Annotated in this window: 14 protein-coding genes; 1 reads left to right on the forward strand and 13 read right to left on the reverse strand. The window is 65.0% G+C overall.

Translation table 11 applies throughout. From position 1 onward, the window contains the following. Positions 1-7 precede the first annotated feature (7 nt). The 12 genes from ACMGG8_RS07345 to ACMGG8_RS07400 all read right to left on the reverse strand — a co-directional run bounded on the left by ACMGG8_RS07345 (position 8) and on the right by ACMGG8_RS07400 (position 16,137). The gene (locus tag ACMGG8_RS07345) at positions 8-1,834 is read right to left on the reverse strand and encodes a hypothetical protein (protein ID WP_060844768.1); all 1,827 of its coding nucleotides are present in this window, start codon (positions 1,832-1,834) and stop codon (positions 8-10) included. Between the two features lie 3 nt (positions 1,835-1,837). Beyond that, entirely contained in the window at positions 1,838-3,124 is a 1,287-nt protein-coding gene (locus tag ACMGG8_RS07350; protein ID WP_108546128.1) for a hypothetical protein, read from the reverse strand. A 13-nt stretch (positions 3,125-3,137) separates the two neighbouring features. Next, the gene (locus ACMGG8_RS07355; RefSeq protein ID WP_414159372.1) at positions 3,138-4,079 is read right to left on the reverse strand and encodes a hypothetical protein; all 942 of its coding nucleotides are present in this window, start codon (positions 4,077-4,079) and stop codon (positions 3,138-3,140) included. 66 nt (positions 4,080-4,145) lie between these two features. Then, complete coding sequence (locus ACMGG8_RS07360) at positions 4,146-6,575, reverse strand: hypothetical protein (RefSeq protein ID WP_060841328.1); 2,430 nt, start codon at positions 6,573-6,575, stop codon at positions 4,146-4,148. 11 nt (positions 6,576-6,586) lie between these two features. Continuing rightward, positions 6,587-7,774, reverse strand: coding sequence for a hypothetical protein (locus ACMGG8_RS07365; protein ID WP_414159373.1), 1,188 nt, complete (start codon positions 7,772-7,774; stop codon positions 6,587-6,589). After that, positions 7,753-9,198 carry an alkaline phosphatase family protein gene (locus tag ACMGG8_RS07370; RefSeq protein WP_060841326.1) on the reverse strand — a complete coding sequence of 482 codons (1,446 nt, stop codon included), beginning with the start codon at positions 9,196-9,198 and terminating at the stop codon, positions 7,753-7,755. Before ACMGG8_RS07370 ends, ACMGG8_RS07365 begins: the two co-directional genes overlap by 22 nt. Beyond that, the gene (gene eboE / locus ACMGG8_RS07375; RefSeq protein WP_414159374.1) at positions 9,188-10,426 is read right to left on the reverse strand and encodes a metabolite traffic protein EboE; all 1,239 of its coding nucleotides are present in this window, start codon (positions 10,424-10,426) and stop codon (positions 9,188-9,190) included. The genes ACMGG8_RS07370 and eboE overlap by 11 nt, the downstream gene beginning before the upstream one ends. Next, complete coding sequence (locus ACMGG8_RS07380; protein WP_060841324.1) at positions 10,423-11,307, reverse strand: TatD family hydrolase; 885 nt, start codon at positions 11,305-11,307, stop codon at positions 10,423-10,425. Before ACMGG8_RS07380 ends, eboE begins: the two co-directional genes overlap by 4 nt. 53 nt (positions 11,308-11,360) lie before the next feature. Beyond that, positions 11,361-12,128, reverse strand: a complete 768-nt coding sequence (locus ACMGG8_RS07385) for an EboA domain-containing protein (RefSeq protein WP_414159375.1) — start codon at positions 12,126-12,128, stop codon at positions 11,361-11,363. Continuing rightward, entirely contained in the window at positions 12,125-13,009 is an 885-nt protein-coding gene (locus ACMGG8_RS07390) for a UbiA family prenyltransferase (RefSeq protein ID WP_060841322.1), read from the reverse strand. The genes ACMGG8_RS07385 and ACMGG8_RS07390 overlap by 4 nt, the downstream gene beginning before the upstream one ends. Then, the gene (locus tag ACMGG8_RS07395; protein ID WP_060844762.1) at positions 13,006-14,889 is read right to left on the reverse strand and encodes a 3-dehydroquinate synthase; all 1,884 of its coding nucleotides are present in this window, start codon (positions 14,887-14,889) and stop codon (positions 13,006-13,008) included. The genes ACMGG8_RS07390 and ACMGG8_RS07395 overlap by 4 nt, the downstream gene beginning before the upstream one ends. A 699-nt stretch (positions 14,890-15,588) precedes the next feature. Beyond that, positions 15,589-16,137, reverse strand: a complete 549-nt coding sequence (locus tag ACMGG8_RS07400; RefSeq protein ID WP_060841320.1) for a cysteine hydrolase family protein — start codon at positions 16,135-16,137, stop codon at positions 15,589-15,591. 159 nt (positions 16,138-16,296) lie between these two features. Here ACMGG8_RS07400 and ACMGG8_RS07405 point away from each other — a divergent pair, with 159 nt between their 5' ends. Continuing rightward, a complete protein-coding gene (locus ACMGG8_RS07405) occupies positions 16,297-17,235 on the forward strand; it encodes a GlxA family transcriptional regulator (protein WP_414159922.1) in 939 nt (312 codons plus the stop codon). 101 nt (positions 17,236-17,336) lie between these two features. Here the strand turns inward: ACMGG8_RS07405 and ACMGG8_RS07410 are convergent, their stop codons facing one another. Further along, on the reverse strand, positions 17,337-21,620 hold the full coding sequence (locus ACMGG8_RS07410; RefSeq protein WP_414159376.1) for a DEAD/DEAH box helicase: 4,284 nt from the start codon (positions 21,618-21,620) through the stop codon (positions 17,337-17,339). Between the last annotated feature and the right edge of the window lie 33 nt (positions 21,621-21,653).

Below are 21,653 nucleotides of genomic sequence, written 5' to 3' on the forward strand. Positions count from 1 at the left end.
TCCTTGTTCAAGGCTGCCAGGGGGTGCCATTGAGATAGGCCGTCAGCAGGGCGCGCTGGCTCGGCGACATCGAGCGCACCACCGACATGTACAAGGTGGTGTTCTGATACTCGGGCGATATCCGGGCCAGGATCGCCTGCTTGTAGCCCATGACCGCGTCGGGCTGGTTGAGCTGGATGTAGCGCGACATGGCGGGGAAGGCCAGGTAATGGAAGCGCAGCACGTTTTGATACGCCTGTTCCCAGGTGACGATGCTGCCGGCGGGAATGCCGAAGTCGCTCCAGGCATATTTGCGAAAGTTGCTGAAGCTTTGGGTCAGGGGATTGCCGCCGATGCTGTAGGTCAGGGTGGTGAAGCCGGCCTGAGTCCTGGACCCGGCGACGGGGACGACGCTGAAGCTCGCCGAAGGCTGGCCGGCGGTCACGGTGATCGCGCTCGGCAGCTCCAGGAAGTCCCAGTAGCGCAGGGCCTGATAGACCGAGGTCGCCGAGGCCTGAATGCGGATCAGCGTATCCTGCTGCACCGGGGCTCCCAGGTAACGGACTTGCAAGGTGACCTGCACGCCGGGGCTGTCCGGGTCGAGGTAGGTGTTGCGCTGATCGCTGTAGACCCGGTACGGGCACTCCGGGGCCGATAGGGCTGGATTGCGGGCACTCCCGGGAGCGCTGATGCACAGGGGCGTGCTCTGCACCAGTTGGGTCTGGGCGGTGTCCAGGGGCACGTCGATGATGCCGCCGTAGCGGTAGTAGTCCTGCAGGATCGGGGCGCTGGGCTCGAAGCTCGCCAGGGCGCTCGTGCCCGCGGCGATGGTGACGGTCCCGTAGTCGGCGTTGGGGCCGATGGGGCTGGTGATATCGTCACGCACGGCCCTGAACCTCTGCTTGGGGATCAGGTTGACCATGTCGATGCTCAATAGCCCGTTGGCCACCTCGGCGTAGGCGACGCTGGTGATGTTCAGGTCCTCGTCGGCGTTGATGATCTGGCGGCCCGGCGGGCAGATCTGCGGCTCATCGGCGTAGGCCGTGGCCAGGGTGCCGATGACCCGGCCGATGCTCGGGTTGGGGCTGAACTGGTTGGCGGCGTAATCCGCGTTCAGTTGCTCGGTGGTCAGGGTCGGGCACATTTCGAACATCACGAAACGCAGCACGATCCCGGTGGCGTTGGGCGCTTCGATCAGGGCCTTGAGCCCGGCGCTGTCCTTGTTGTAGCTGACGATGCTGCTCAGGGGGAACGTCAGTTGAAAGGTGCCGCTGCCGTGAAAGGAGCCGGGGGAATCCATCTTCCCGGGCTCCAGGACTCGGGTGTTGACATCAAAACTGCTGCAGACCGCGTTCCAGCGGATCAACAGTTGCGGACTGTCGCTGCCGCCGATCTGCAAGCCACCGACAAAGATCTGGGTGGTGGTGGTTGCCGTGGGATCCAGGTCGACCATCATCGGGCCGGAATACGGACCTTGTCCGGTGCCTGGCGTCACCGATCCCAGCAGGTACACCGGCTGGCCCACCAGATCCCCTTCCAGCGCAATGTGCCCCGGGGTGCCCTGGGAACTGATCAGTGCGTTGTGCAGGGTCACCACGTGGTCGCCGTAGTGGTTCCAGCCGCCGGCGGTGTAGCGGCTGTCGGAATCGATCCTGGGGTCCGGGGCGTTGATCAATTCAAACAGCTTGTCATCGCTGTAGGTCCGGGCCTGTTCCGCCACGGTGGAGGTGGTGAGGTCGAACAGGTCCAGGGACGATTCGATGCCATCGGGCAGGGTTGGCGAGTTGTTCGGCACGCTGACGTCGGTGGAGATGCCGCCCCAGAAGTTCAGTCGGGGTCCGTTCAATATGCTCATGGTCTATTCCTTATCCTTGGCGACGCTGGTGACGGGGGCATGGGCGAATCTGAACAGGAAGGAGAAGTCGCTCTTGTACTGGCTGTTGAGCGGTGTCGCCATGGAGTGACAGTTCATGCAACTGCTGTTGGGCTGGATGTAGCTCTCCATGGTGACGTTGGCCGACAGCGATGGCGTTGGCTGCCCCAGCGGGTTGCCCGGATTGTCCGGCGACTGGGGGCGTTGGGTGGTGATCAACTGGTAGTACTTGAACACGCTCTGCTGTACCTGCGGATTGCCCTGGTACTGGGTATTGATCTGCTGGGTCGCGTCGGCGATCGGGGTGACCCGGTTCAGCGGGTCCGGGGTGCTGAAGCTGGTGCCGGGTTTGGGCGTGCAGACCATTTTCCCGGCCTGCTGTTGCCACAGGCAGGGGGATTGGTTGAGGCGGTCGGCGGGGGCCTTGGCGTTGAAGTAGGAGTAGAAAATCCCCGAGACCGGCTGGTCCACCCACTTGCCCTCGATCCTGGCCTTGGGAGGCACGTTGTCGACCTGCTCGAAGGTCGACCAGATCCACTGCGGGAAGCCCTCCACCTTGCTGATGATGTGCAGCCCCACCAGCCCCAGGTTGGCGGTCTTGGTGCCGTTGGGCCGTCCCTGGCTGTCGAACTTCGTCACCAGGGCTTTCATCGTCAGGTAGCGGCGGCTGTCGTCGGCGCTGGTGAGGATGCGCCAGCTGGCCTTGATCTCGCTGGCGTTGCTGGGAAAGTTGATGTTCTGCGCGGCATCGACGATCGCCGCGTTGTAGAAGTCGTTGGCGACGATGTAGTTGTAGGACACCTCGTTGGCGGCGATGTCGTAGTAGGTCGGGTTGCCGCGCTGATCGATCAGCCAGCCGCCCACGGCCTGGTTGTCCGACTGCACCACCTGGGTGTTCTTGAGCGCGGCGATGTTGATCAGGCTGAGGTTCCTGCGCGGCAGTTGCGAGTTCCAGGGGCCCGGGTTCTTGGCCCCGGGCAGAAAGGTTTCGCTGACGCTCTTGTAGGTCTGCCACACGGTATTGCCCGGGCTGCCCAGGGACTTGCTGCAATCGGCCACCCCGCGCTGCCCGGCCTTGGCCGGCCAGTTCAGGTTGATGAACATCTGCCAGCTGTATTGATCGAAGGCTGCTTGCGAGGCGCCGGCCGCGGGCACCACGGCGCTGGGTGGGCAAGTGGTCTGCGGTCCGGGCGCGCTGGGCTGCAGGGCATGGGCCGGCAGGCTGCCGAGGCCGAGCAGCAACAGGGCGGTGCAACGGTTCCAATGGTTCATGGCGCGGCTCCTGTCACTGCGGGGTGGGCGAGAGTTGGTTCCACTGCGGCCGGGCACCGTTTTTCAACGAGGGTGGCGGGTTGAAGAGCTGGCAGTCCGGTGGGTTGGCCGGGCACATCTTCGCCACCTGGTCCCAGGTCTTGGCCGGGTCCGGCTTCTCGTTGCGCCAGTTGCGATAGTTCTGGCTGACGATCGGCGCATTGGCGACGCTGGCATCGCCGGAGAAGTAGAACGACTGCGGATGCTGATAGGGCGGCTGGCCCTGGCCGTCGCTGGTGGCCTGCTTGTAGAAGGCGTAGCCGAACAGAATCGGACTCGGCTTGACCGGAATCTCCAGGGCGTAGGCCTGCACGCTGCCGTCCAGGTGCTGGCTGCGGGCGGCGCTGTAGGGCAGGTGCTTGATGAAGTCGCGGCGTGGCGGGTGGTTCATCGGCGAGAACATGCAGCAGGCCGGCATGTCCTTGGGCCGATCCTCGGGGTAGGTGAGGAAGTAGGCCTTGTTGCCCAGGGAGACAAAGGAGCAGGTGTAGTTGTTGTTCTTGATCGGGAAGATCGGCAGGCAGTACTTCTCGTAGTGCTCCATCATCGCCCCGGAACCGTCGCCGTCGGCCGGCACATAGTCGTTGTCGTAGTAGCTGGTGCCCTGGGACACGGTGTAGTCGGCAGGCTTGAGGGTGCTGGGCGGGCTGCTGTAGGGCGGCGGGTTGTTCTTGTAGTGGGCGGTGACCCGGTACATGGTCCAGTCGCTGACCCAGGTCGCCGGGTAGAGCGGATCGGCCGGATCGCCCGGGTGGCGCTTGGCGATGCAGTTGTTGGTCTTGGCGTCGCAGCCCTTGTTGTTGTGCACGCCCATGTTGAAGTAGACGTTATCGGGGTAGTCCTGGGCCCAGGATGCCTGGCTGGCGCACAGCAGGGTGGCGGCCAGCAGCAGGCGCTTGAGTGGATTGGCGTTCATCTGACTCTCCTTTGCAAAGCCGGGCGACTCGGGTCGCCCGGTGTTCCAGTGCCTGAGCGTTGCGGCTCAACCTTGCTGATAGGCGTTGAGGTCGAGCGGGGTCGGTGGGTAGCCCGTGCTCACCAGATCCTTGGCCCAGATCTCCAGCACCTGGCGCCGGCTCTGGGGCAGGTCCCGGGTGATGGGCATGGCCAGGGTGCTGGCCTCCTGGTACTCCTTGCTGATCAGGGTGATGAACTGCTCGATCGCGCCCTCGATGCGCTGCAGGGAGTTGAGCGGCATGTACTTGTTCATGATCGGGTAGAGGTAATAGAAGGGCTGCAGGATTTGCGGAAAGATGAACTCTTTCCAGATCCGCACATTGGCGTCGTCGAACTGGTACACCCGGTTCCAGCAGTCGATGAAGTCCTTGAGCATCTGCGGCTCTTGCGGCAGCACCCGCAACGGCGAGAGGAAGTCGGTGAAGGCGTCGGTGTAGGAGAAGCTGAACGGAATGCCCGTCGGATCGTCCTGAATGAAAAAGCGCAGGGTGGGGAAGCCCGGCGCCACGGCTTGCACCGTCAACTGGGCGATGCCGTCGGCATTGGTCTTGATGCTGGTCAGGCTGTAGTTCACGGTGGCGCCCAGGCCGGCGTCATTGTCCAGCTTCCCGGTCATCGGCTGTGGCTTGTCGAACTTCAGGCACGGCCTCAGGTCGACGGCGGCCGGTGTTTTCAGGAACTCCTGATAGGTGATGGGGGTGCTTACCGGCTCATCGCACGCGGTAGCCTTGACGATCATGGCGCTCAGGCGCCTGCCGCTGCCCTCCCTGAACAGGCTCGGATGCTGCGAACTGTCGACGAACTGGGGCATGCCCGGCTCGTTCTTCGCTCGCATGTCGGGAAGGTCTTTGATCAGCACGAAATCCGCCGGGTTGCTGAACGCCAGGTAGTAGTTGCTGGTGGTCAGCATGAAGGCGTTGTTGTACTCGGCGACCCACAAGGTGGTGCCGGCCGGCGCGGGCTTGCCGTTGTACTGCACCATGATGTTCAGCGTCCGGCTGTCACCGACGTCGATGAAACTGCCGCTCTCGATGACTTCCGCGGTCCACATCTGCTGTTGAGCGGCGATGGTGTCGGTGCCCTTGAGCCGCAGCGCCAGGTTGCCGTTTTTCAGCAGGGCCTGGGCGCCGGCGTCGAGGGGCAGGTCCAACAGGCCGGAACGCTTGTCAAAGTTCGATTGCTGATACTGGTCGAAGCTGATGCCGGTCAGGGGCTCGAAGTTGCCGCCCTGCTGGACCCCCAACTCATAGTCGCCGACATGGAACTTGGCGGCGACCGGAATAGCGTTGTTGCGGCCATCCAGGTCAGGGGCGGCCGGAAGGTCATGGACAGCCGGGTAGCTCGGAAAGGTATTGCCCAGGTCCAGCGACAGCGTACTGCCGTTGAGCTGGGCGCTGAGCACGCCCAGGTTGACCACCTGCTCCGGCTTGTGGATCACCGTGTCGCCCGGAACCTTCTTGTAGAAGTCCACCGGGGTCAGGGGCGTCAGGCGCTGGCCGGCCGGGGCGGTGGGGAACTCGTTGTTGAGCCACAGGCCCAGGGTGCCGGCGGTGCGGCTGTAGGCCGGGTTGAAGAAGGTTTCGGTCGGGTTGTCCAGGCCTATTTGATAGAGCATCTGCAACCTGGACATGTCCCAGGGCGCCTGGGAGTGGCTGTTGACGATCTTGAAGTCGTTGAACAGGCCGTTCTTGTCGTAGACGGTCAGGTAGGTGGTGAACCTGAGCATCAGGCCCTGGGCGTCCTTGTTCTGCTCCATTTCATCCTTCAGGTTCTGCAGCAGTTGCGAACCGCCGAGGAACCAGTCCACCTGGTCTTTGGTAAAGCAGGTCTGCCAGGTACAGGTCACGTAGACCAGGCCGCCGAATGCCCCCCAATTGAAATCCAGGAAGCGGTTGAGCATGCGGCAGCCCTGTTTCAGGGTCACTCCGCAGGTGGTATCGCCCAGGGTGATCTTGTCGAAGTACAGCGCGGTGAAGGTGTTCTGCCAGGGGCTGATGTCGACAAAACGTGCCGCGGTCGGGCTCGGGTTACCGAAGGAATTGCCCAGCAGTTGGTAGGACTTGTTGATCAGCGGATCGTTGTCGATGTAGCTGTCGACCTTGGATTCCCCGCCGATGATCACCGAGCGAAACTGTTGATAATCCACGGTGCCGCAAGCGTTGTCGCCGAACAGGTCCCACTCGGCGGGAATCATCGGGTAACTGTTGGGATCGCCGTTGGTCGGCACCTGCAGCACATAGTCCGGGACATTCTGGTAGGCCAGCGGGGTGATGCCCCAGGGCATCAGCGTCTGCGGGGCATTCTTGTCGTTGATCCCGTACTCGCTCAAGAAACGCCAGTTCATCTGCATCTTCACCGCGTCGTACAGCGGCAGCACATCGTTGTTGTTGAAGGTCGGCGGGTTCCAGAACATGAAACCGTTGAGGTAGATCCGGGGAAAGTTCAAGACGCTCATGGTGGCTCTCCTTAGCGTTTCCACTGGGCGCGTTTGAGCGACCAGACGTAGTCCAGTTTTTGATAACCGACGAAGTCTTTGTCCGGCAGTACGCTGGTGGGGTAGAGGATTCCGCCTGTGTGGTCGATGTTGAACGAGAAGAAGTTGTTCTTCTGTGTCGAGTAGGCCGCGGTGCTGTGGCAAGCCAGGCACGAAGAGCTGCCCTGGAAGGCCGATTCCAGCTGGGAGTTGGCCAGCAGCTTGGGTTCGGCCTGGTGCTGGTCGTATTGCACGCCGATCAGTTCGTACTGGGCCAGGTTCGAATACTGCTGCTGGAAGCTGATGTTCACCGGTTTGGCGGCATCGGTGGGGCCGGTGATGTTGGTCATCGGCTTGGGTGGGGTGTCATTGGTGACGGTGTACTTGGGATTGTTGCGATTCTCGAAGGTGGTCCAGACCCAGTCCGGGGTCAGCTTGTTGATCACATGCATGCCGCTCAGGGCGGCGTAGCCCACCTGATACTGGCCGGTGCTGTCCACGTAGTAGGCCTGGGAGATGTAGTAGCCATCTTCGGCCAGCAGGGTCTTGAAGCCCTGGTCGGTGCCGATCCAGAACCAGGAGGTCTTCAGCTCCCAGGCGGTGGCCGGGAAATCCAGGTTGCTGGTCAGCTTGGCAAGGCCATCGCGGTTATAGACCTTGTTGGCCACGATGTAGTTGAAGGTGTCCTTGCCCATCATCAGGTGGAAACGCACCAGTTGTTCGTGCTTCGAGGGCGGGACCGGGGCACCGCTGCGCATTTTCAAGGCCAGGCCATCGACCTGCTGAACGCCGTTCTGCGGGCTGCCAGCGGTGTCGTTGCCCAGGAACTGGAACAGCCCCTTGGGGTCCATGCCCTGCTTTTGCGCCAGCTCCGGCACCTCGCTCGGCAGATTCTCGCGCTCGGAGTAAGGCAGGGGCTCGGCGCCCTTCAACCGGTAGACCTGATCGGAAGGCTTGAAGGTCTCCCAGACCCGGAGGCCGCCGTTGCTGCCGTCGGCCTGGTTGAGGCAGACGAACCAGTTCCAGGCCATGGTTTCCGGGCTCTGCCTGAAGGTGCTCAGGGTTGTGCTCTGATCACCGTTGAAGGTGAGGAAGTTGTTGCAGTTGAACGGGCTGGTGGTCTGGGCCTGGGCTAGGCCGCTCAACACACTCAGCACGACTATAGGGATGGTTCGCCGCATGGAATCTCCTTGGCCTGAGCCGTATCGTCATTGGGGCGCCCTAGGAAATGCTCTAGGAGCAGGTGCTTTACCGCGGTGGCCGGCAGGTGGTCCGGCAGTGGTAAATCGCAGTCGGTGATCAGCAGGGGGCCCACCTCGGGGGTGCTCGGCAAGCGTCCGTGGCTGCCGCGAATCAGTGAGGTGTCCAGTGGAATCAGGTCCATGTAGTAGCGAAAGCCGAGCTTCTTCTGCAGCAGGCGCCGCGCTACCCGTAGCTTGGGAAAGCGGATCGCCGGGTCGATGAACAACTCCAGCGGGTCGTAGCCCGGCTTGCGGTGGATATCCACGGTGCGGGCGAAGTCCGGGGCCAGGCGATCGTCGAACCAGTAGTAGTAATCGAACCAGAAGCCCGCGGCGGCCACCGCCACCAGCTCGCCGCTGCGCGGGTGATCCAGCTGCCAGGCCCGCTGCTCGGTCTTGTCCAGCACCTGTTCGATGCCGGGCTGGCGCTGCAACAGCGCCTTGACCCGGGCGATGTCCTTGGGCTCGCGCACATAGATGTGGGCGATCTGGTGATCGGCCACGGCAAAGGCGGCGCTGGCGCCGGGATCGAGCAACTCCCAGCTCAGGGAGCGACGCACCTGCAACAGGCCCTGTTCACGCAGCACGCGGTTGATGGAGATCGACTGCTGTACCGCTTCGATGCCGTATTCGGACACCAGCATCACTGCCGCGCCCTGCTGCCGGGCAAAATCCAGCAGGCGTCCGACTTCGTGGTCGATGGCCCGCACTTCATCGCTGATGGACGGATGCTCGGGGCCCAGGCGCTGCAGGCTGTAGTCCAGGTGCGGCAGGTAGATCAGCTGCAGGTGCGGCCGGTTGATCTGGAACTCGGCGATGGCGCAGTCGACGATCCAGCGGCTGGAAGCAATCCCCGCCGCCGGGCCCCAGAAGCCGGGAAAGGGAAACTCGCCGATCTGCTGTTCAATGCGCTCGTGCAGTCCGGGCGGTGACGAATAGAGGCCGAACACTTTGCGCCCGTCAGCCGGGTAATGTGGCCGCGGAGTGATGGCCGCGTTCACCTGGGCATGCATGTTGAACCACCAGAACAGCTGGCTGCAGCGCAGGTCGGGGATCTGCCGCTGCAGGCTCTGCCAGATCTTCTCGCCCTGAATCAGCCCGTTGGGCTGCAGCCAGAAACGCACTTCGGCCTGATCGCGCCAGTACCAGCCGTTGCCGACGATGCCGTGCTCCGAGGGCGGCAAGCCGGTGAGGATCGAGGCCTGCACCGTCGAGGTCACGGCCGGGAACACCGGTTGCAGTCTGGCCATCCGCGCCCGTTGCAACAGGGCGTTGATGCGCGGCGTGGCCGGGCCCAGCAGGCTCGGCGTCAGGCCCACCACATTGATCAGCAGCAAGGGCTGGCGCAGGGTTTCAGAGGGCATGGGTGGGGGTCTCCATGAGCGACGCTTGCCCGTGCAGCAAGTGCCGTTGGCGCAGTTGTTCCTCGACCCATTGCAGTTCCGCGGCGATGCCGTGGAGCAGGGCCTGCTCGGTGTCCGGGCGCAAGGCGCCGGGCAGTACGTTCCAGCTGTAGGTCTCGACCTCCAGCACCGGCTGGAATTGTGGGTGGGCGGCTAGAAAGTCGAAGGTGCGCATCAGTGCCTGCTGGCTGCCATGGAGCTCCGGCAGCAGGAACTGCTGGCTGAACAGGGGCACATGGAAGTGGATCCGCAGCTCCGGGCAGTGCCCCTGCTGCGGCTGCGCCGCCTGCAGCACCTTGGGCAGGTCGGCCCAGGCCAGCAGTTGCCCCGCGCGGTCCCGGGCCTTGACCTGATGCAGGTAGGTGGCTTCGACGAAGCTGCCCAAGGCCTGCAGCACCTGCTGGCGGCGTTGCGGGTCGCCCTCGGGCAAGTGGCAGATCAGCGCATTGGACAACTGGATCTTGCCCACCGGTATGCGCGCCTGCAGCAAGCGTTGCAGCGACTGGTAGCAGTCTTCGAAGACCACCGCCTGGTGGCAGACGTCGAAACACAGCGCCAGGTACTGATGGTGCGGGTCGCAGGTTTTCCAGCGTTGAAAGAAGGCGATGGCCTGATCGGTGTTTTCCAGGACGCAGTCCGGCTCCATTTCCAGGCACAGGAGGATCTTCTTGCCGCTGCGCCGATGCAGGCTGGCCAGCCCGGCGGTCAACTGCAACAGCTGAGCCTCGGCCTGTTGCTGCTGGGCAGCGTCCCACTGCGCGGCATAACCCAGGGGCACGCTGGAAATCACCCCCTGGGGACAGTCCAGGGGCAGGGCGGCAGCCAGCAGTTCCGCCAGTTGCAGGCTGTATTCCAGGCGCTGCGGCTCGGCCCAGGTCGGCCGATAGACCTCGGCCTTGACCGCGCCCTGATGGAATTGGCCATAAGGAAAGCCGTTGAGGGAGGTCAGGCGCAGCCCGCAGTCGTGGAGCAAGCCGAGGAACGCCTCGCGCGCTGCGGGCTGTTGCAATTCGCCGGCCGCCTGGGCGCTGATCCACAGGCCGCTGTCCTGCACCGCCAGCCCGCGCTGGCGGCGCACGCCCTGGAAGTGCTGCTGGATCGACGCCTGCAGATCGGCCACGCTCCGGGCCGGGTGCACGTTGCTGCAGTAGCCGACCTGCGCGGCGCTCCAACCGGCCCGGGCGCTCATTTGACCACCGGTTCCTGACCGCGCAGGGCCGAGTTGTCCTGCCACTGGCGGCGCTGGTCGATGGGCAGCGGGGTGCTCACCAGCTGTTTGTCCAACTGCCCGCTCTGGGCGAAGAAATCCACCGGGTTGTGGAACAGCACCTGTTCCACCTGGGCCTCGTTGAACCCGGCGGCGAGCATGGCCTGGCCGGTCTTGGGCACCTTGAGCGGATCACTGATGCCCCAGTCGGCGGCGCTGTTGACCACCATTTTCTCGGTGCCGTACTGCTGGAGCAGGGCCACCATGCGCTGTTCCGACATCTTGGTGTTGGGGTAGATCGAATGCCCGCGCCAGCAATCGCTGTCCAGCACCAGGGGCAGGGTCAGTTCATTGAGGTGGTCGATGATCACCAGGTGCTCGGCGATGCCCACCTCGCGGATCACCGCCAGGGTGCGCTTGGTGCCGCCGATCTTGTCCCGGTGCGGGGTGTGCACCAGTACCGGCAGGTTGAACTGCCTGGCCAGTTCCAGCTGCGCGGCGAGAAAACGGTCTTCCTCGGGGGTGATGTCGTCGTAGCCGATCTCGCCGACGGCCACCACGCCGTCCTTGACCAGGTAGCGCGGGAGAATCTCCAGCACCTCGTTGGCCACCGACAGGTCATTGGCCTCCTTGGGGTTCAGGCCAATGGTGCAGAAATGGTGAATGCCGAACATGCTGGCGCGAAAGCGTTCCCAGCCCAGCAGGGTGTCGAAGTAATCGATGAAGCTGCCGACGCTGGTGCGCGCCTGACCTTGCCAGAAGGCCGGTTCGATGACTCCGGTGATACCGGCGGCGGCCATGTTCTGATAGTCGTCGGTGGTGCGGCTGACCATATGGATATGCGGGTCAAAGTACTTCGGCATGGTGAGTTCCTGATGCAGTGGTGAAAAATCGGTGCGGCCTGTCCCGGGGTGTTTCAGGCGCCGGGCGGCACGTGTTCGAGCCAGTGCGCGGGCAGCCGGCGCTGCTGGCACAAGCCGCGCAGGCGCTGGCACTGGGCCTGGCTCAAGAGTTCAAAGGCGATGGCCTGAGGCAGCGTGTCGCTGACGCTGCGGAACGCGGCCAACTGCTCTTCCATGTGTTCCAGGGCCAGCTGGTTGAGGTCGACGCTGCGGCGCTGGGCCAGGCCGACGATGCGTCCAGTGTCCAGGCCCATGCCCAGGGTCTTGAGCACCAACTGGTGGAAGGCCCGCTCGGGGTAGTGGCGGGCGGGGAAGGGGTTGTCCAGGGCGATGGCGGCGAACACTTCGCGGTTGTTGGTACGCCCGGCCTGCAGCGCCAGCTCCAGGCTGCGGCCTTCGCTGTCCAGGTCATCCAGAACCTTGAGCAGCACGCTCTTCTCCTGGTCGTCCCCCCAGAGAAACAGTTGGCGCAGCAAGGCCAGTTGGTCGCTGCCGGCCTGTTGCTCCAGCAACTGCGCCAGGAGCAGGGCCCGGGCCAGCTGAATGCGCTCGTTGCCCGGGGCGGTGAGCGGCGCCGGCTGGCCAAGCCGGCGTTTGCACTGGCTGCTGAGCAGCACCAGGGTATTGGCCGAGGGCTGCTGCGCCAGTTGTTCCTGGGCCGCGTGCCACCAGTGCCGGCTCGGGTCGTCGAGCTGTCGTTCGAGTTGCCGGCGGCGTTCGGCAAAAGCTGCATGGCGCAGGGCAAGCGCAGGTGAGAGCGGGGAAATGACGTCCAGGTTCATGTCGGCTTGATCCAACGTTGAAGGTGGGGAAGCAGGAAGAACACCAGTACGCACAACAGACTGCCCAGGGGCTGATTGGCCAGGGCCAGCACCAGGGCGTCGAACAGCGGCAGGGCCGCGAGGCCCGCACCGATGAAGGCGCGGATCTGCCGCTGCCGTGGGTTGGCCAGGTGGCGCCGGTAGTGCCAGCCCAGCCAGCCCAGCCACAGCAGCAGGACCAGCCAGAACACGCCGTTGTCGGCGTAGAAGGCCAGCACCAGCGGGCTGAGCATCAGCAGCAGCGGCAGGCGGCTGAGCAGCTGGTTGCGGTGCTCCAGCCGGGCCAGGTAGGTCAGGCCGGCGATGTAGGTGCCCAGCAACGCGGCGCACAGCCACAGCGGTTGCGGTGGCAGCGCCAGGCAGGCGGCGGCGGTCAGGTACAGGGCCGAGCGGCAGCCGCCCATCAGCCACACGCTGTGGGGATAGTTCTTGTGCAGCAGGTTGTAGGCGAGGATGAACAGCAGCAGCAATCCGGCACTGGCCAGCAGCCAGTGGGGCTGGGCGATCAGCTGGCTCAGGCCCAGCACCGCCAGGCTCGCCAGCAGCAACAGCGCGGCGGTGGCCAGGCTGACCTGGGTGCGAGTGACCAGGCCGAGAACAATCGGCCGCGGGTTCTGATGCCGCAGGTCCCAGTCGGCATCCAGCAGGTCGTTGAGCAGCATGCCGGCCAGGTACAGCGCCGAGAGCGCTACCAGCAGCAGGGTCCAGACCAGCGGTGAAGGTGGCGCCTGGGTGGTGGCGCTGCTGGCCAGCAGGGCGGCGGCCAGGGCGTTGGTCCACACCGTCGGCAGGTTGGAGACTCGGCCCAGGGTCAGCCAGGTGGTCAATGAGGAATGGCTCATCGGGCGCAGTCCTCGGTCCAGGCGAAGTCCGGGCCGCCGAAACTGGCCAGGCGCAACAGCGCCTGTTCCATCAGTGGCATGTCGATGTGATGCACATCGATGGAGTGTCCGAGGCGGTTGAGCATCGGGATCGACAGCTGGCCGCCCAGGTGCTGGCGGAACTCTTCCAGGCCGATCAGGACCAGGGAGCGGCCCTGGGCATCCTTCAGGCCGAGCTCCGGTGGGCACAGGTTGAAGCCGAGCCGCTCCAGCAGTTGCAGCAGGCGCTGGGTCTCGGTGTCGCTCAGCAGGCCGCTGGCATTGGCATAGAGCGCGTCCAGGGCCATGCCCACCGCCACTGCCTCGCCATGGCGCAGACGATGCCGGCTGAGGTTCTCCAGCTTGTGCGCTGCCCAGTGTCCGTAGTCCAGGGGCCGGCCATTGCCCCGCTCGAAGGGGTCGCCGGCGCCGGTGATGTGCGCCAGGTGCAGTTCGGCACAGCGGTGGATGGCGTAGCGGCTGGCGCTGTGTTCGAAGGTGGCCAGGGCCTGGGCTTGCTGCTCCATCCATTGGAAGAACGCGGCGTCCTTGATCACCGCCACCTTCACCGCTTCGGCCAGCCCGGCGATCTGGTCCCGGGGCGACAGGCTGAGCAGCCACTGGAAGTCGTTGATCACCGCCGTGGCCGGGTAGAAGGCCCCCAGCAGGTTTTTCTGGGCAAAGGCGTTGATGCCGTTCTTGACCCCGATGCCGGCGTCGTTCTGGGCCAGCACAGTGGTCGGGATGCGGATCAGGCGCATGCCCCGATGGAAGGTGGCGCAGGCGTAGCCCACCGCGTCCAGCAGCGCGCCGCCGCCCAGGGCCAGCACATAGCAGTGGCGGTCCAGGCCGTGTTCGAGCATCTGGGCGTACAACTGCTGCAAGACCTCGGGGGTCTTGCTCAGCTCGCCTGCCGGCACCGGGATCGGCGCGGCCTGCAGGTGCAGGTCGGCGGCATGGGCGGTGAAGTAGGCGTCGATCTGTTGCGGCAACTGCGGGGAGCACTGCAGCAGTTGTTCATCGACGAAGACCAGCACTGTGGTGCGCCCCGCCCGCGGCTGGGCCAGTTGCTGGTGCAGGCAGGGGTTGTCGACCTGGAAGACGTGATCGGTGAACAGCACCGGGTAGTGGTAGCTCACCTCGAAGCGGCCTTCCAGGGCCTGTGCCTGATCGCTCCGTGCCGGGGCCTCGCGTGGCTTGAGCAGGCTGCGGGCGCCGAGGAACAGCCCCGGCAGGACCATGCTGGCGAGAATCGTCGCCAGCAAGGCGTTCTGTTCCACCAGCAGGCTGCCGATGGCCGCATAGGCCAGGGCCAGTCCGGCATTGGCCAGGGTGGTGACCAGCAGGAACTGGCGCAGTGGATAGCGCTGCATGCCGGCGGCCAGCACCGAGGTTTCCGCCAGCACCGGCACGCCACGCAGGCAGATCAGGGACAGGGTGCTGAGGCGATAGGCCAGTTGTCCGGGTTGCCAGCTTCTGAGTCCCAGCCAGGTGGACAACAGGCGAAAGTAACCGGCCCCCAGCCAGTAGCCCAGGGCGGCCCCCAGGCACAGCCCGATAAAGATCACCAGATAGCCGCCGATGGCGCCCAGGGCGGCCACGGCCAGCAGCGCGACCAGGCTCGAAGGCACCGGCAACAGCACATCCAGCGCCAACAGGGTGATCAACAGCAGGGCCAGACTGGTGCGTTGCACGGGATCGGTCGGGAGAAAGCCGCCGAGGTGATTCAGCAGTTGCTGGATCTGTTGCTCGAACAGCAGGAAGCTGGCAACCACCAGGGTCGAAAACAGCAATAAGGAAAGCCAGTAGTTTTCCGCCGTACCCTTCAGTGAGAAAGCACGAGGCAATGAGCTGCGCTTCATCAAGCGTCCCTCTTGATTAATATGACTAATTCCGTGTCAGTGTCAGCTGGGTCAGGCAGGGAGGGTGTCCGGTTATTCAATTCCTCGGCGGTTCTTATTGGTCTTCTGGCAGCAGAAGCGCACTTGTGTGGCGAGTAGCTATCAACTTAGTCAAGGCCACCGGATTTGCAAGCAGGCTCAAAGAAGTGGCCTGCAAGGAAAATATATGGCTCGTTGAGAAAGTCTGGACTAGATGGGTAAACAGCCTGGAAAACCAGCTGCTACGGGGGAGCGTGGTTGTCTTTGCGAGGCCTTTTCCTCAACAAATACGGGGTCCTGCGGCAACAACATGTTCCTGCTTGCTATATGGTTTATTTCTTTTTGTTATATGTGATTCAAGTAACTCATGGAAGTAAGTGGGGTGGCTTTTATGCAGTTGTTATGGGACGAAAGTGCAAGGTTAAAAGTCTTGGGCAGTATTCCAGATAATGCGCGGGTTAATTGTTTTTATTAGTCAGCTATTGAGTAGTCGGCTTGTTAGTGACGTCGGTTATTGGGTTCTCATGGGTTGTTTGATGGGCACTGTTGCAACAAGTAATGATTTAAAAGTTAATCAGAATCATTCGTAACTATTCGCAGTTGTGGTACTTGCCGCGTCATGCCGTGAGTGATTGCGGTGGGGCGCGCCCACCGCCAGGCCGAAGGGCTTCAAGCCATCCGTTACGCCGCCAGAAACTCGTCAGTGGACAACACGCTGGCGTAGGCGAAGGCCAGGGCCGCCATCACCGCGCTCTGCACTTGCGCCGCGGCCACGCGCTGACCATTGAATTCCAGGTCGAGAGTGGCGCAGGCATCGTGGATCACCTTCACCGGGTAGCCCAGGTCGGCTGCGGCACGGGCGGTGCCCTCGACACACATGTGGCTCATGTTGCCGACGATCACCAGCTCCGCGATGCCCTGCTGCTCCAGGATCGACTGCAGTTCGGTGTCGCGGAATGAATTGACGAAGTGCTTGAGCACCACCGGCTCGTCGCCCTGGTTCAGCACCTTGGGGTGCAGGCGTGCGCCCTCGGAGCCCGGCGTGAAGAACGGTGCGCTGTCGGAGGTGAATTCATGGCGGACATGCACCACCGGATCGGCGTTCCGGCGAAAGGCCTGGATCAGCCGGGCGGCGTTGTCCGCCGCCGCGTCGACACCGACCAGCGGCCACTTGCCGCCAGCGAAGTAGTCGTTCTGGATATCGATTACGATGAGCGCCTGTTTGGCCATGGGTGTTGCCTCCAAGTGAGTGTTTGCTGTGGGAGCCAGTATCGGCACCCGCGGTCCCTTGGAGGATTGGCCGCAACGACATTAACGGGGGGAAAACTGACAGTGGGCATTCAAGGCACGGTCGTTGAGCTTGGCGTACTGCTGTATCCCGGGGTGCAGATGGCGGCGGTGCACGGCCTGACCGATCTGTTCGAGGTGGCCAACCGGATCGCCGCAGAGCAGCCGCAGGCCGCGCTGCCGCGCTTGCGCGTGAGCCATTGGCAGGGCGACGACCTGCACGCGCCGAGGCGGGTCCATGACAGCCTGCCAGGGCCGGACAACGGCCTGCAGGCCGTGGTGATACCCCCGTCGCTGGCGGGATTTTCCGCCAGTCAGGCGTCTGCCGCCCTGGTGACCTGGCTGCGCCAGCAGCATGCCGCCGGCGCCACCCTCGGCGGCGTGTGCGTGGGTTCGATCCTGCTGGCCGAAAGCGGCCTGCTCGACGGCCGCAGCGCGACCACCCACTGGACCTCGGCCCGGGCTTTTGCCGCGCGTTATCCCCAGGTGCGGCTGGAAGCCGACCAGCCCATCGTCGATGACGGCGACCTGATTACCACCGCCGGATTGATGGCCTGGGCCGAACTGGGGCTGCGCCTGGTGGACCGCATGCTGGGGCCGAGCATTGCCAGCGCCACCGCGCGCTTTCTGGTGATGGAGCACAGCGCCAGTGCCAGCCAGTGCGGCAGCAATTTCGCGCCGATCCTCAACCATGGCGACAGCGCGATCCTCAAGTTGCAGCACTGGTTGCAGGCCAATGGCGCGGTGGATGTGTCGCTGCCGGTGATGGCGCAACAGGCGGGGCTGGAGGAGCGCACCCTGTTGCGGCGGTTCCGCGCGGCCACAGGCCTCAAGCCGACTCAGTACTGCCAGCACCTGCGGGTGGGCAAGGCCCGGGAGTTGCTCGAATTCACCAAGGGCACCATCGATCACATCGCCTGGACCGTGGGTTATCAGGACCCGGCGACCTTTCGCAGCCTGTTCCGGAAAATCACCGGTCTGGCGCCCAGCGAATACCGCAGTCGCTTTGGCGCGGCGCCCGGTGCCAGCAGCCGCAGCTAGTGCGGGCTGCGTTTAACGCAGCAGTTTTCACACCGCCCGGGCCCTGGACCTTGCACCGGGCTCGGGAGGCCATCGGCCGGCAATGAGAGTGGCAGCAGGACTCAGCGCTGTACCAGCTTGTTGCGCAAGGCTTGGGCTTCATGGGGCGCCAGTTCCATCCACAGCTGCTGGGTGCCGGCGATCTCGGCGGCGGCGGGCAGGCCGTCGCGATACACCAAGCGATTGCCGCTGAGGGCCGCCACCTTGGGCCCGGGCAGCAGCGTGCCCGCCAGGTTCAGCGGATCGACTCCGCACACGGCGACCAGGCTGCCGTCATGGGGACGCCGGCGGACTTCCCGCAGCAAGGGGATGGCCTCCGGCAAGGCGAACTGTTCGCCGGCCAGGCCGCTGACAAAGCGTCCACCGCGGATGTCCCCCCGGGCCTCCAGGCGATGGAAGGTGCGCAGCAGATCGCGCCAGTTGGGCAGCCAGTCCGCCTCGCGCTCCAGCAGGCGCCAGAACACTACGCCGTAACGCCGCAGCAAGGTCATGGCCACCTGTTCCAGGGTGGCGGCCGGATCCTCGGGCGTGGCGCGCCGCAGCAGGGCCCAGCGTCCGGCGTCGTCCATGCCGCCGACGAAGGCGCCACGGCCGCGCCGGCTGCTGCGGTTCTGACGTTTGCTCGCCGGGGTGATCAGGGCGCGCAAGCCGGCGAAGCTGTCGGCGTTGACCAGCCCGGCCCCCACCAGCTCCTGCAGGACGCTTTCCAGCTCGCTGCGCAGCAGGTGGGTTTCATGCAACAGCTCATCGAAAAACAAGGCGCCCTGCTGGCTCAGTACGGCGTGGACCTTCTGGGCCTTGGGCGAGAGTTCGTGCCGCTCGACCGGACAGGTCAAGGCGCTCCAGAGCGCCACCCGGGCACGTGGCAGCAGCACGATCGGTGTGCTGCGCAAGGCACTGCTGGCGGCCTTGCCGGTGCTGTTGATCCGACTCCAGACCACCTTGCCGCTGCGGCACAGTTCATCCAGCCAGCTGGCGGAGTAGTCCTTGATCCGTGCTGGCAGCAGGTCGCTGTCCCAGGCCGAAGCCGCGGCCGGGTAGCCTTCGAGTTGGCCGACCACTTCGGCGAGCATGGCGCTGCCCCGGCCCTGGGTGGCGGGTGACAGGTGCTGCCAGTCGAACAGGAAGCGCATGAAGTCCTGCAGCGCCACCGGCTCGATTTCCCGGCGCAGGCGCTTGACCGTGTAGCGATGAATCCGCGCCAGCAGGTGGCGTTCGCACCACTGTTCTTCGCTGGCGCCGGGGGTGAAGTGGCCGCGCAGCACGTAGCCTTGGCTTTCCAGCTGAACCAGGGCCTGGCTGACCTGGGCGCCGGGCAGCGCCAGGGGCGCGGCGATCTGCGTCAGGGTCTGGGGGCCGAAGCCGCTGAGGCGGGCGCGGATCAGCTCCACCTGCGCCGATTCCGCGTCCCAGGCCTGGTCGAAGCCGGGCACCGGCTGCAAGGCCGGTCGCAAGGGGGCCTCGGGGTACAGCGCGCGCAGGCAGGTGATGCGCTCCAGGGCCAGCCACAGATCGCCGGCCGCGCTGTGCAAGCGGCAGGCGCGGCCCTGGGTGGCCAGGGTGTCGAGCCATTGGGGCCAGCGGGGATCGGCCCGGGCTTCGTCCTCGTTGATGGCGGCGAGGCTCATCAGCGCCTCGTGCATTTCATCGGCGCTGGACGGGTTGGGCCAGGCTTCTTCGGCCACCGCGGTTATGGCGTCCGCGTCCAGGGCCGCGAGGTCGTCGCTGGCTTGTGGGTCGCTCCAGCGTCGCGCCAGTACCGCCTGGGTGCGGCGCTCTTCCAGGGGCGCGTCATCGAGAAAGGTGTAGGGCTTGGCGCTGAGAATCTCCGCAGCCAGTGGCGAGGGCGCGGGCAGGTCGCGGCTGAGCAGGCGCACCTGCCCCTGTTCCATGCGCCGCAGCAGGTGCAGCCAGCCTTCGCTGTCCATGGCCTGGTGCAGGCAGTCATCGAGGGTCTGCTGCACCAGGGGGTGGTCGGGAATCTCGCGCTCGCCGGCGAGGTTTTCCAGGCAGGCGATCTGATCGGGGAACACGCTGGCGATCAAGTCTTCGCTTTTCATCCGCTGGATCTGCGGCGCCACTTTGCGTCCGCCGCTGTAGCGCGGCAGGGCCAGTGCCACTCCGGCGTTCCAGCGCCAGCGCACGCCGAACAGCGGAGCGTCCAGCAGGGCCTGGATCAGGATGTGTTCGGCACTCTGGCTGTGCAGGTAGCGCCAGACTTCGTCCAGGGCAAAGCTGTGGCTGGTGGACAGCGACAGGACGATGGCGTCTTCGCTGGCGGCGGCCTGCAGTTCGAAATTGAAGGTGCGGCAGAAGCGTTTGCGCAGGGCCAGGCCCCAGGCGCGGTTGATGCGGCTGCCGAAGGGGCTGTGGATCACCAGCTGGGTGCCGCCGGACTCGTCGAAAAAGCGCTCCATGATCAGCGTGTCCTGGGACGGCAGCGCGCCCAGGGCCAGGCGCGCCGGCGCCAGGTAGTCCACCAGTTGCTCGGCGCTGGCCGGGTTCAGCCCCAGTTCGTGATGCAGCCAGTGGATGGCCGGTTGCAGGTGCCCGGGCGTGGCGCCAAGCAGCTCGTCCAGTTGGGCCAGCAGGCGCGCCACTGCGCTGGACAGCTCGGCGCTGCGGCCCGGGGCCTCGCCGAGCCAGAAGGGGATGTTCGGCGGCTGGCCCTGGGCATCCTCGACCCGCACCTTGCCGGTTTCCACCCGCAGGATGCGATAGGACGTGTTGCCCAGCTGGAACACGTCGCCGGCAATGCTTTCCACGGCGAAGTCTTCGTTGACGCTGCCGATGTTCAGGCCTTGGGGTTCGAGCAGCACGCTGTAGTCGGCGTTGTCGGGGATGGTCCCGCCGCTGGTGACCGCCGTCAGCCTGGCCCCGCGACGGCCGCGCAGGGTGCGGGTCAGGGCGTCGCGATGCAGATAGGCGCTGCGCAGGCCCTGACGGCCGTTGAACCCTTCGGCAAGCATCTGCAGCAGGGCCTGATAGTGGGCCTGATCCAGATCGGCGTAAGGCGTGGCCCGGCGCAGCAGGCTCAGCAGGGCGGCTTCCGACCACTCCTGGCAACTGACCTCGGCGACGATCTGCTGGGCCAGCACATCCAGTGGCGCATGGGGGATCAGCAGGCTGTCCAGCTCGCCGCGGCGCACGCAGTCCAGCAGGGCGGCGCATTCGATCAGGTCGTCCCGGCTCAGGGCGAACAGCCGGCCTTTCGGCGTGCCGCCCACCTGATGGCCGGAGCGCCCGACCCGCTGCAAAAAGGCCGAGATCGAACGGGGCGAACCGATCTGGCACACCAGGTCGACATCGCCGATATCGATTCCCAGTTCCAGGGACGCCGTGGCGATCAGCACTTGCAGCTCGCCGGCCTTGAGTCGTTGCTCGGCGTCCAGGCGCTGTTCCTTGGCCAGGCTGCCGTGATGCGCGGCCACCGCCGGCTTGCCCAGGCGTTCGCTCAGGTGCCGGGCCAGGCGTTCGGCCAGGCGCCGGGTGTTGACGAATATCAGCGTGGTGCGGTGCTCGCGAACCAGTTCGGCGAGGCGTTCGTACAGCAGTTCCCAGACATCGTTGGCCATGACCGCCGACAGCGGCACGGGCGGTACTTCGATGTCCAGATCCCGCGGGCGGGCATGGCCGATGTCGACAATTGCACAGGGCCGCTCATGGCCTACCAGGAACCGCGACACGGCCTCGATGGGTTTCTGTGTGGCGGACAGGCCGATGCGCAGCAGAGGCTCGCTGCACAGGGCCTGCAAGCGTTCCAGGCTCAGGGCCAGGTGGCTGCCGCGCTTGCTGCCGGCCAGGGCGTGGATCTCGTCGACGATCACCGTGCGGGTGCTGGCCAGCATGCTGCGGCCGGAGTCCGAACCCAGCAGCACATAGAGGGATTCCGGCGTGGTGACGAGAATCTGCGGCGCACGCTTGCGCATGGCGTTGCGGTCTTTTTGCGGGGTGTCGCCGGTCCGCACTGCGGTGCTGATGGACAGGTCCGGCAAACCCATCCGGCGCAGCTGCTCGGTGATGCCGAGCAGCGGCTGCTGCAGGTTGATCTGGATATCGTTGCTCAGGGCCTTGAGCGGCGAGACGTAGACCACCAGGGTGGCGTCCGGCAATCGCCCCCCGGCGGCCAGGCCCTGGCGGACCAGATCATCGATCACGGCGAGAAAGGCGGTGAGGGTCTTGCCTGAACCTGTGGGGGCGGCGATCAGGGTCGAGCGGCGCTGGGCGATCAACGGCCAGGCGCGGGCCTGGGCCGTGGTCACGGCGGCAAAGGTGCGCTTGAACCAGGCGCTGACGGCGGGGTGAAAACCGTCCAGGCCCGGGCTCACGGATTCGGCAAGGTTCATGGAAGGTTTTATGCGGCCGCTGCGGCCAACTTG

It is taken from the genome of Pseudomonas sp. BNK-45 (assembly GCF_047456255.1).
Taxonomy (GTDB): domain Bacteria; phylum Pseudomonadota; class Gammaproteobacteria; order Pseudomonadales; family Pseudomonadaceae; genus Aquipseudomonas.

Excerpts from the sequence above, each read along its gene's own strand:
- ACMGG8_RS07395 (WP_060844762.1), bottom strand. The coding sequence starts at position 14,889 with ATGAAGCGCAGCTCATTGCCTCGTGCTTTCTCACTGAAGGGTACGGCG.
- ACMGG8_RS07385 (WP_414159375.1), bottom strand. The coding sequence starts at position 12,128 with ATGAACCTGGACGTCATTTCCCCGCTCTCACCTGCGCTTGCCCTGCGC.
- ACMGG8_RS07365 (WP_414159373.1), bottom strand. The coding sequence starts at position 7,774 with ATGCGGCGAACCATCCCTATAGTCGTGCTGAGTGTGTTGAGCGGCCTA.
- ACMGG8_RS07380 (WP_060841324.1), bottom strand. The coding sequence starts at position 11,307 with ATGCCGAAGTACTTTGACCCGCATATCCATATGGTCAGCCGCACCACC.
- ACMGG8_RS07405 (WP_414159922.1), top strand. The coding sequence starts at position 16,297 with ATGGCGGCGGTGCACGGCCTGACCGATCTGTTCGAGGTGGCCAACCGG.
- ACMGG8_RS07410 (WP_414159376.1), bottom strand. The coding sequence starts at position 21,620 with ATGAACCTTGCCGAATCCGTGAGCCCGGGCCTGGACGGTTTTCACCCC.
- ACMGG8_RS07390 (WP_060841322.1), bottom strand. The coding sequence starts at position 13,009 with ATGAGCCATTCCTCATTGACCACCTGGCTGACCCTGGGCCGAGTCTCC.
- ACMGG8_RS07345 (WP_060844768.1), bottom strand. The coding sequence starts at position 1,834 with ATGAGCATATTGAACGGACCCCGACTGAACTTCTGGGGCGGCATCTCC.
- ACMGG8_RS07355 (WP_414159372.1), bottom strand. The coding sequence starts at position 4,079 with ATGAACGCCAATCCACTCAAGCGCCTGCTGCTGGCCGCCACCCTGCTG.
- ACMGG8_RS07360 (WP_060841328.1), bottom strand. The coding sequence starts at position 6,575 with ATGAGCGTCTTGAACTTTCCCCGGATCTACCTCAACGGTTTCATGTTC.
- eboE (WP_414159374.1), bottom strand. The coding sequence starts at position 10,426 with ATGAGCGCCCGGGCCGGTTGGAGCGCCGCGCAGGTCGGCTACTGCAGC.
- ACMGG8_RS07370 (WP_060841326.1), bottom strand. The coding sequence starts at position 9,198 with ATGCCCTCTGAAACCCTGCGCCAGCCCTTGCTGCTGATCAATGTGGTG.
- ACMGG8_RS07400 (WP_060841320.1), bottom strand. The coding sequence starts at position 16,137 with ATGGCCAAACAGGCGCTCATCGTAATCGATATCCAGAACGACTACTTC.
- ACMGG8_RS07350 (WP_108546128.1), bottom strand. The coding sequence starts at position 3,124 with ATGAACCATTGGAACCGTTGCACCGCCCTGTTGCTGCTCGGCCTCGGC.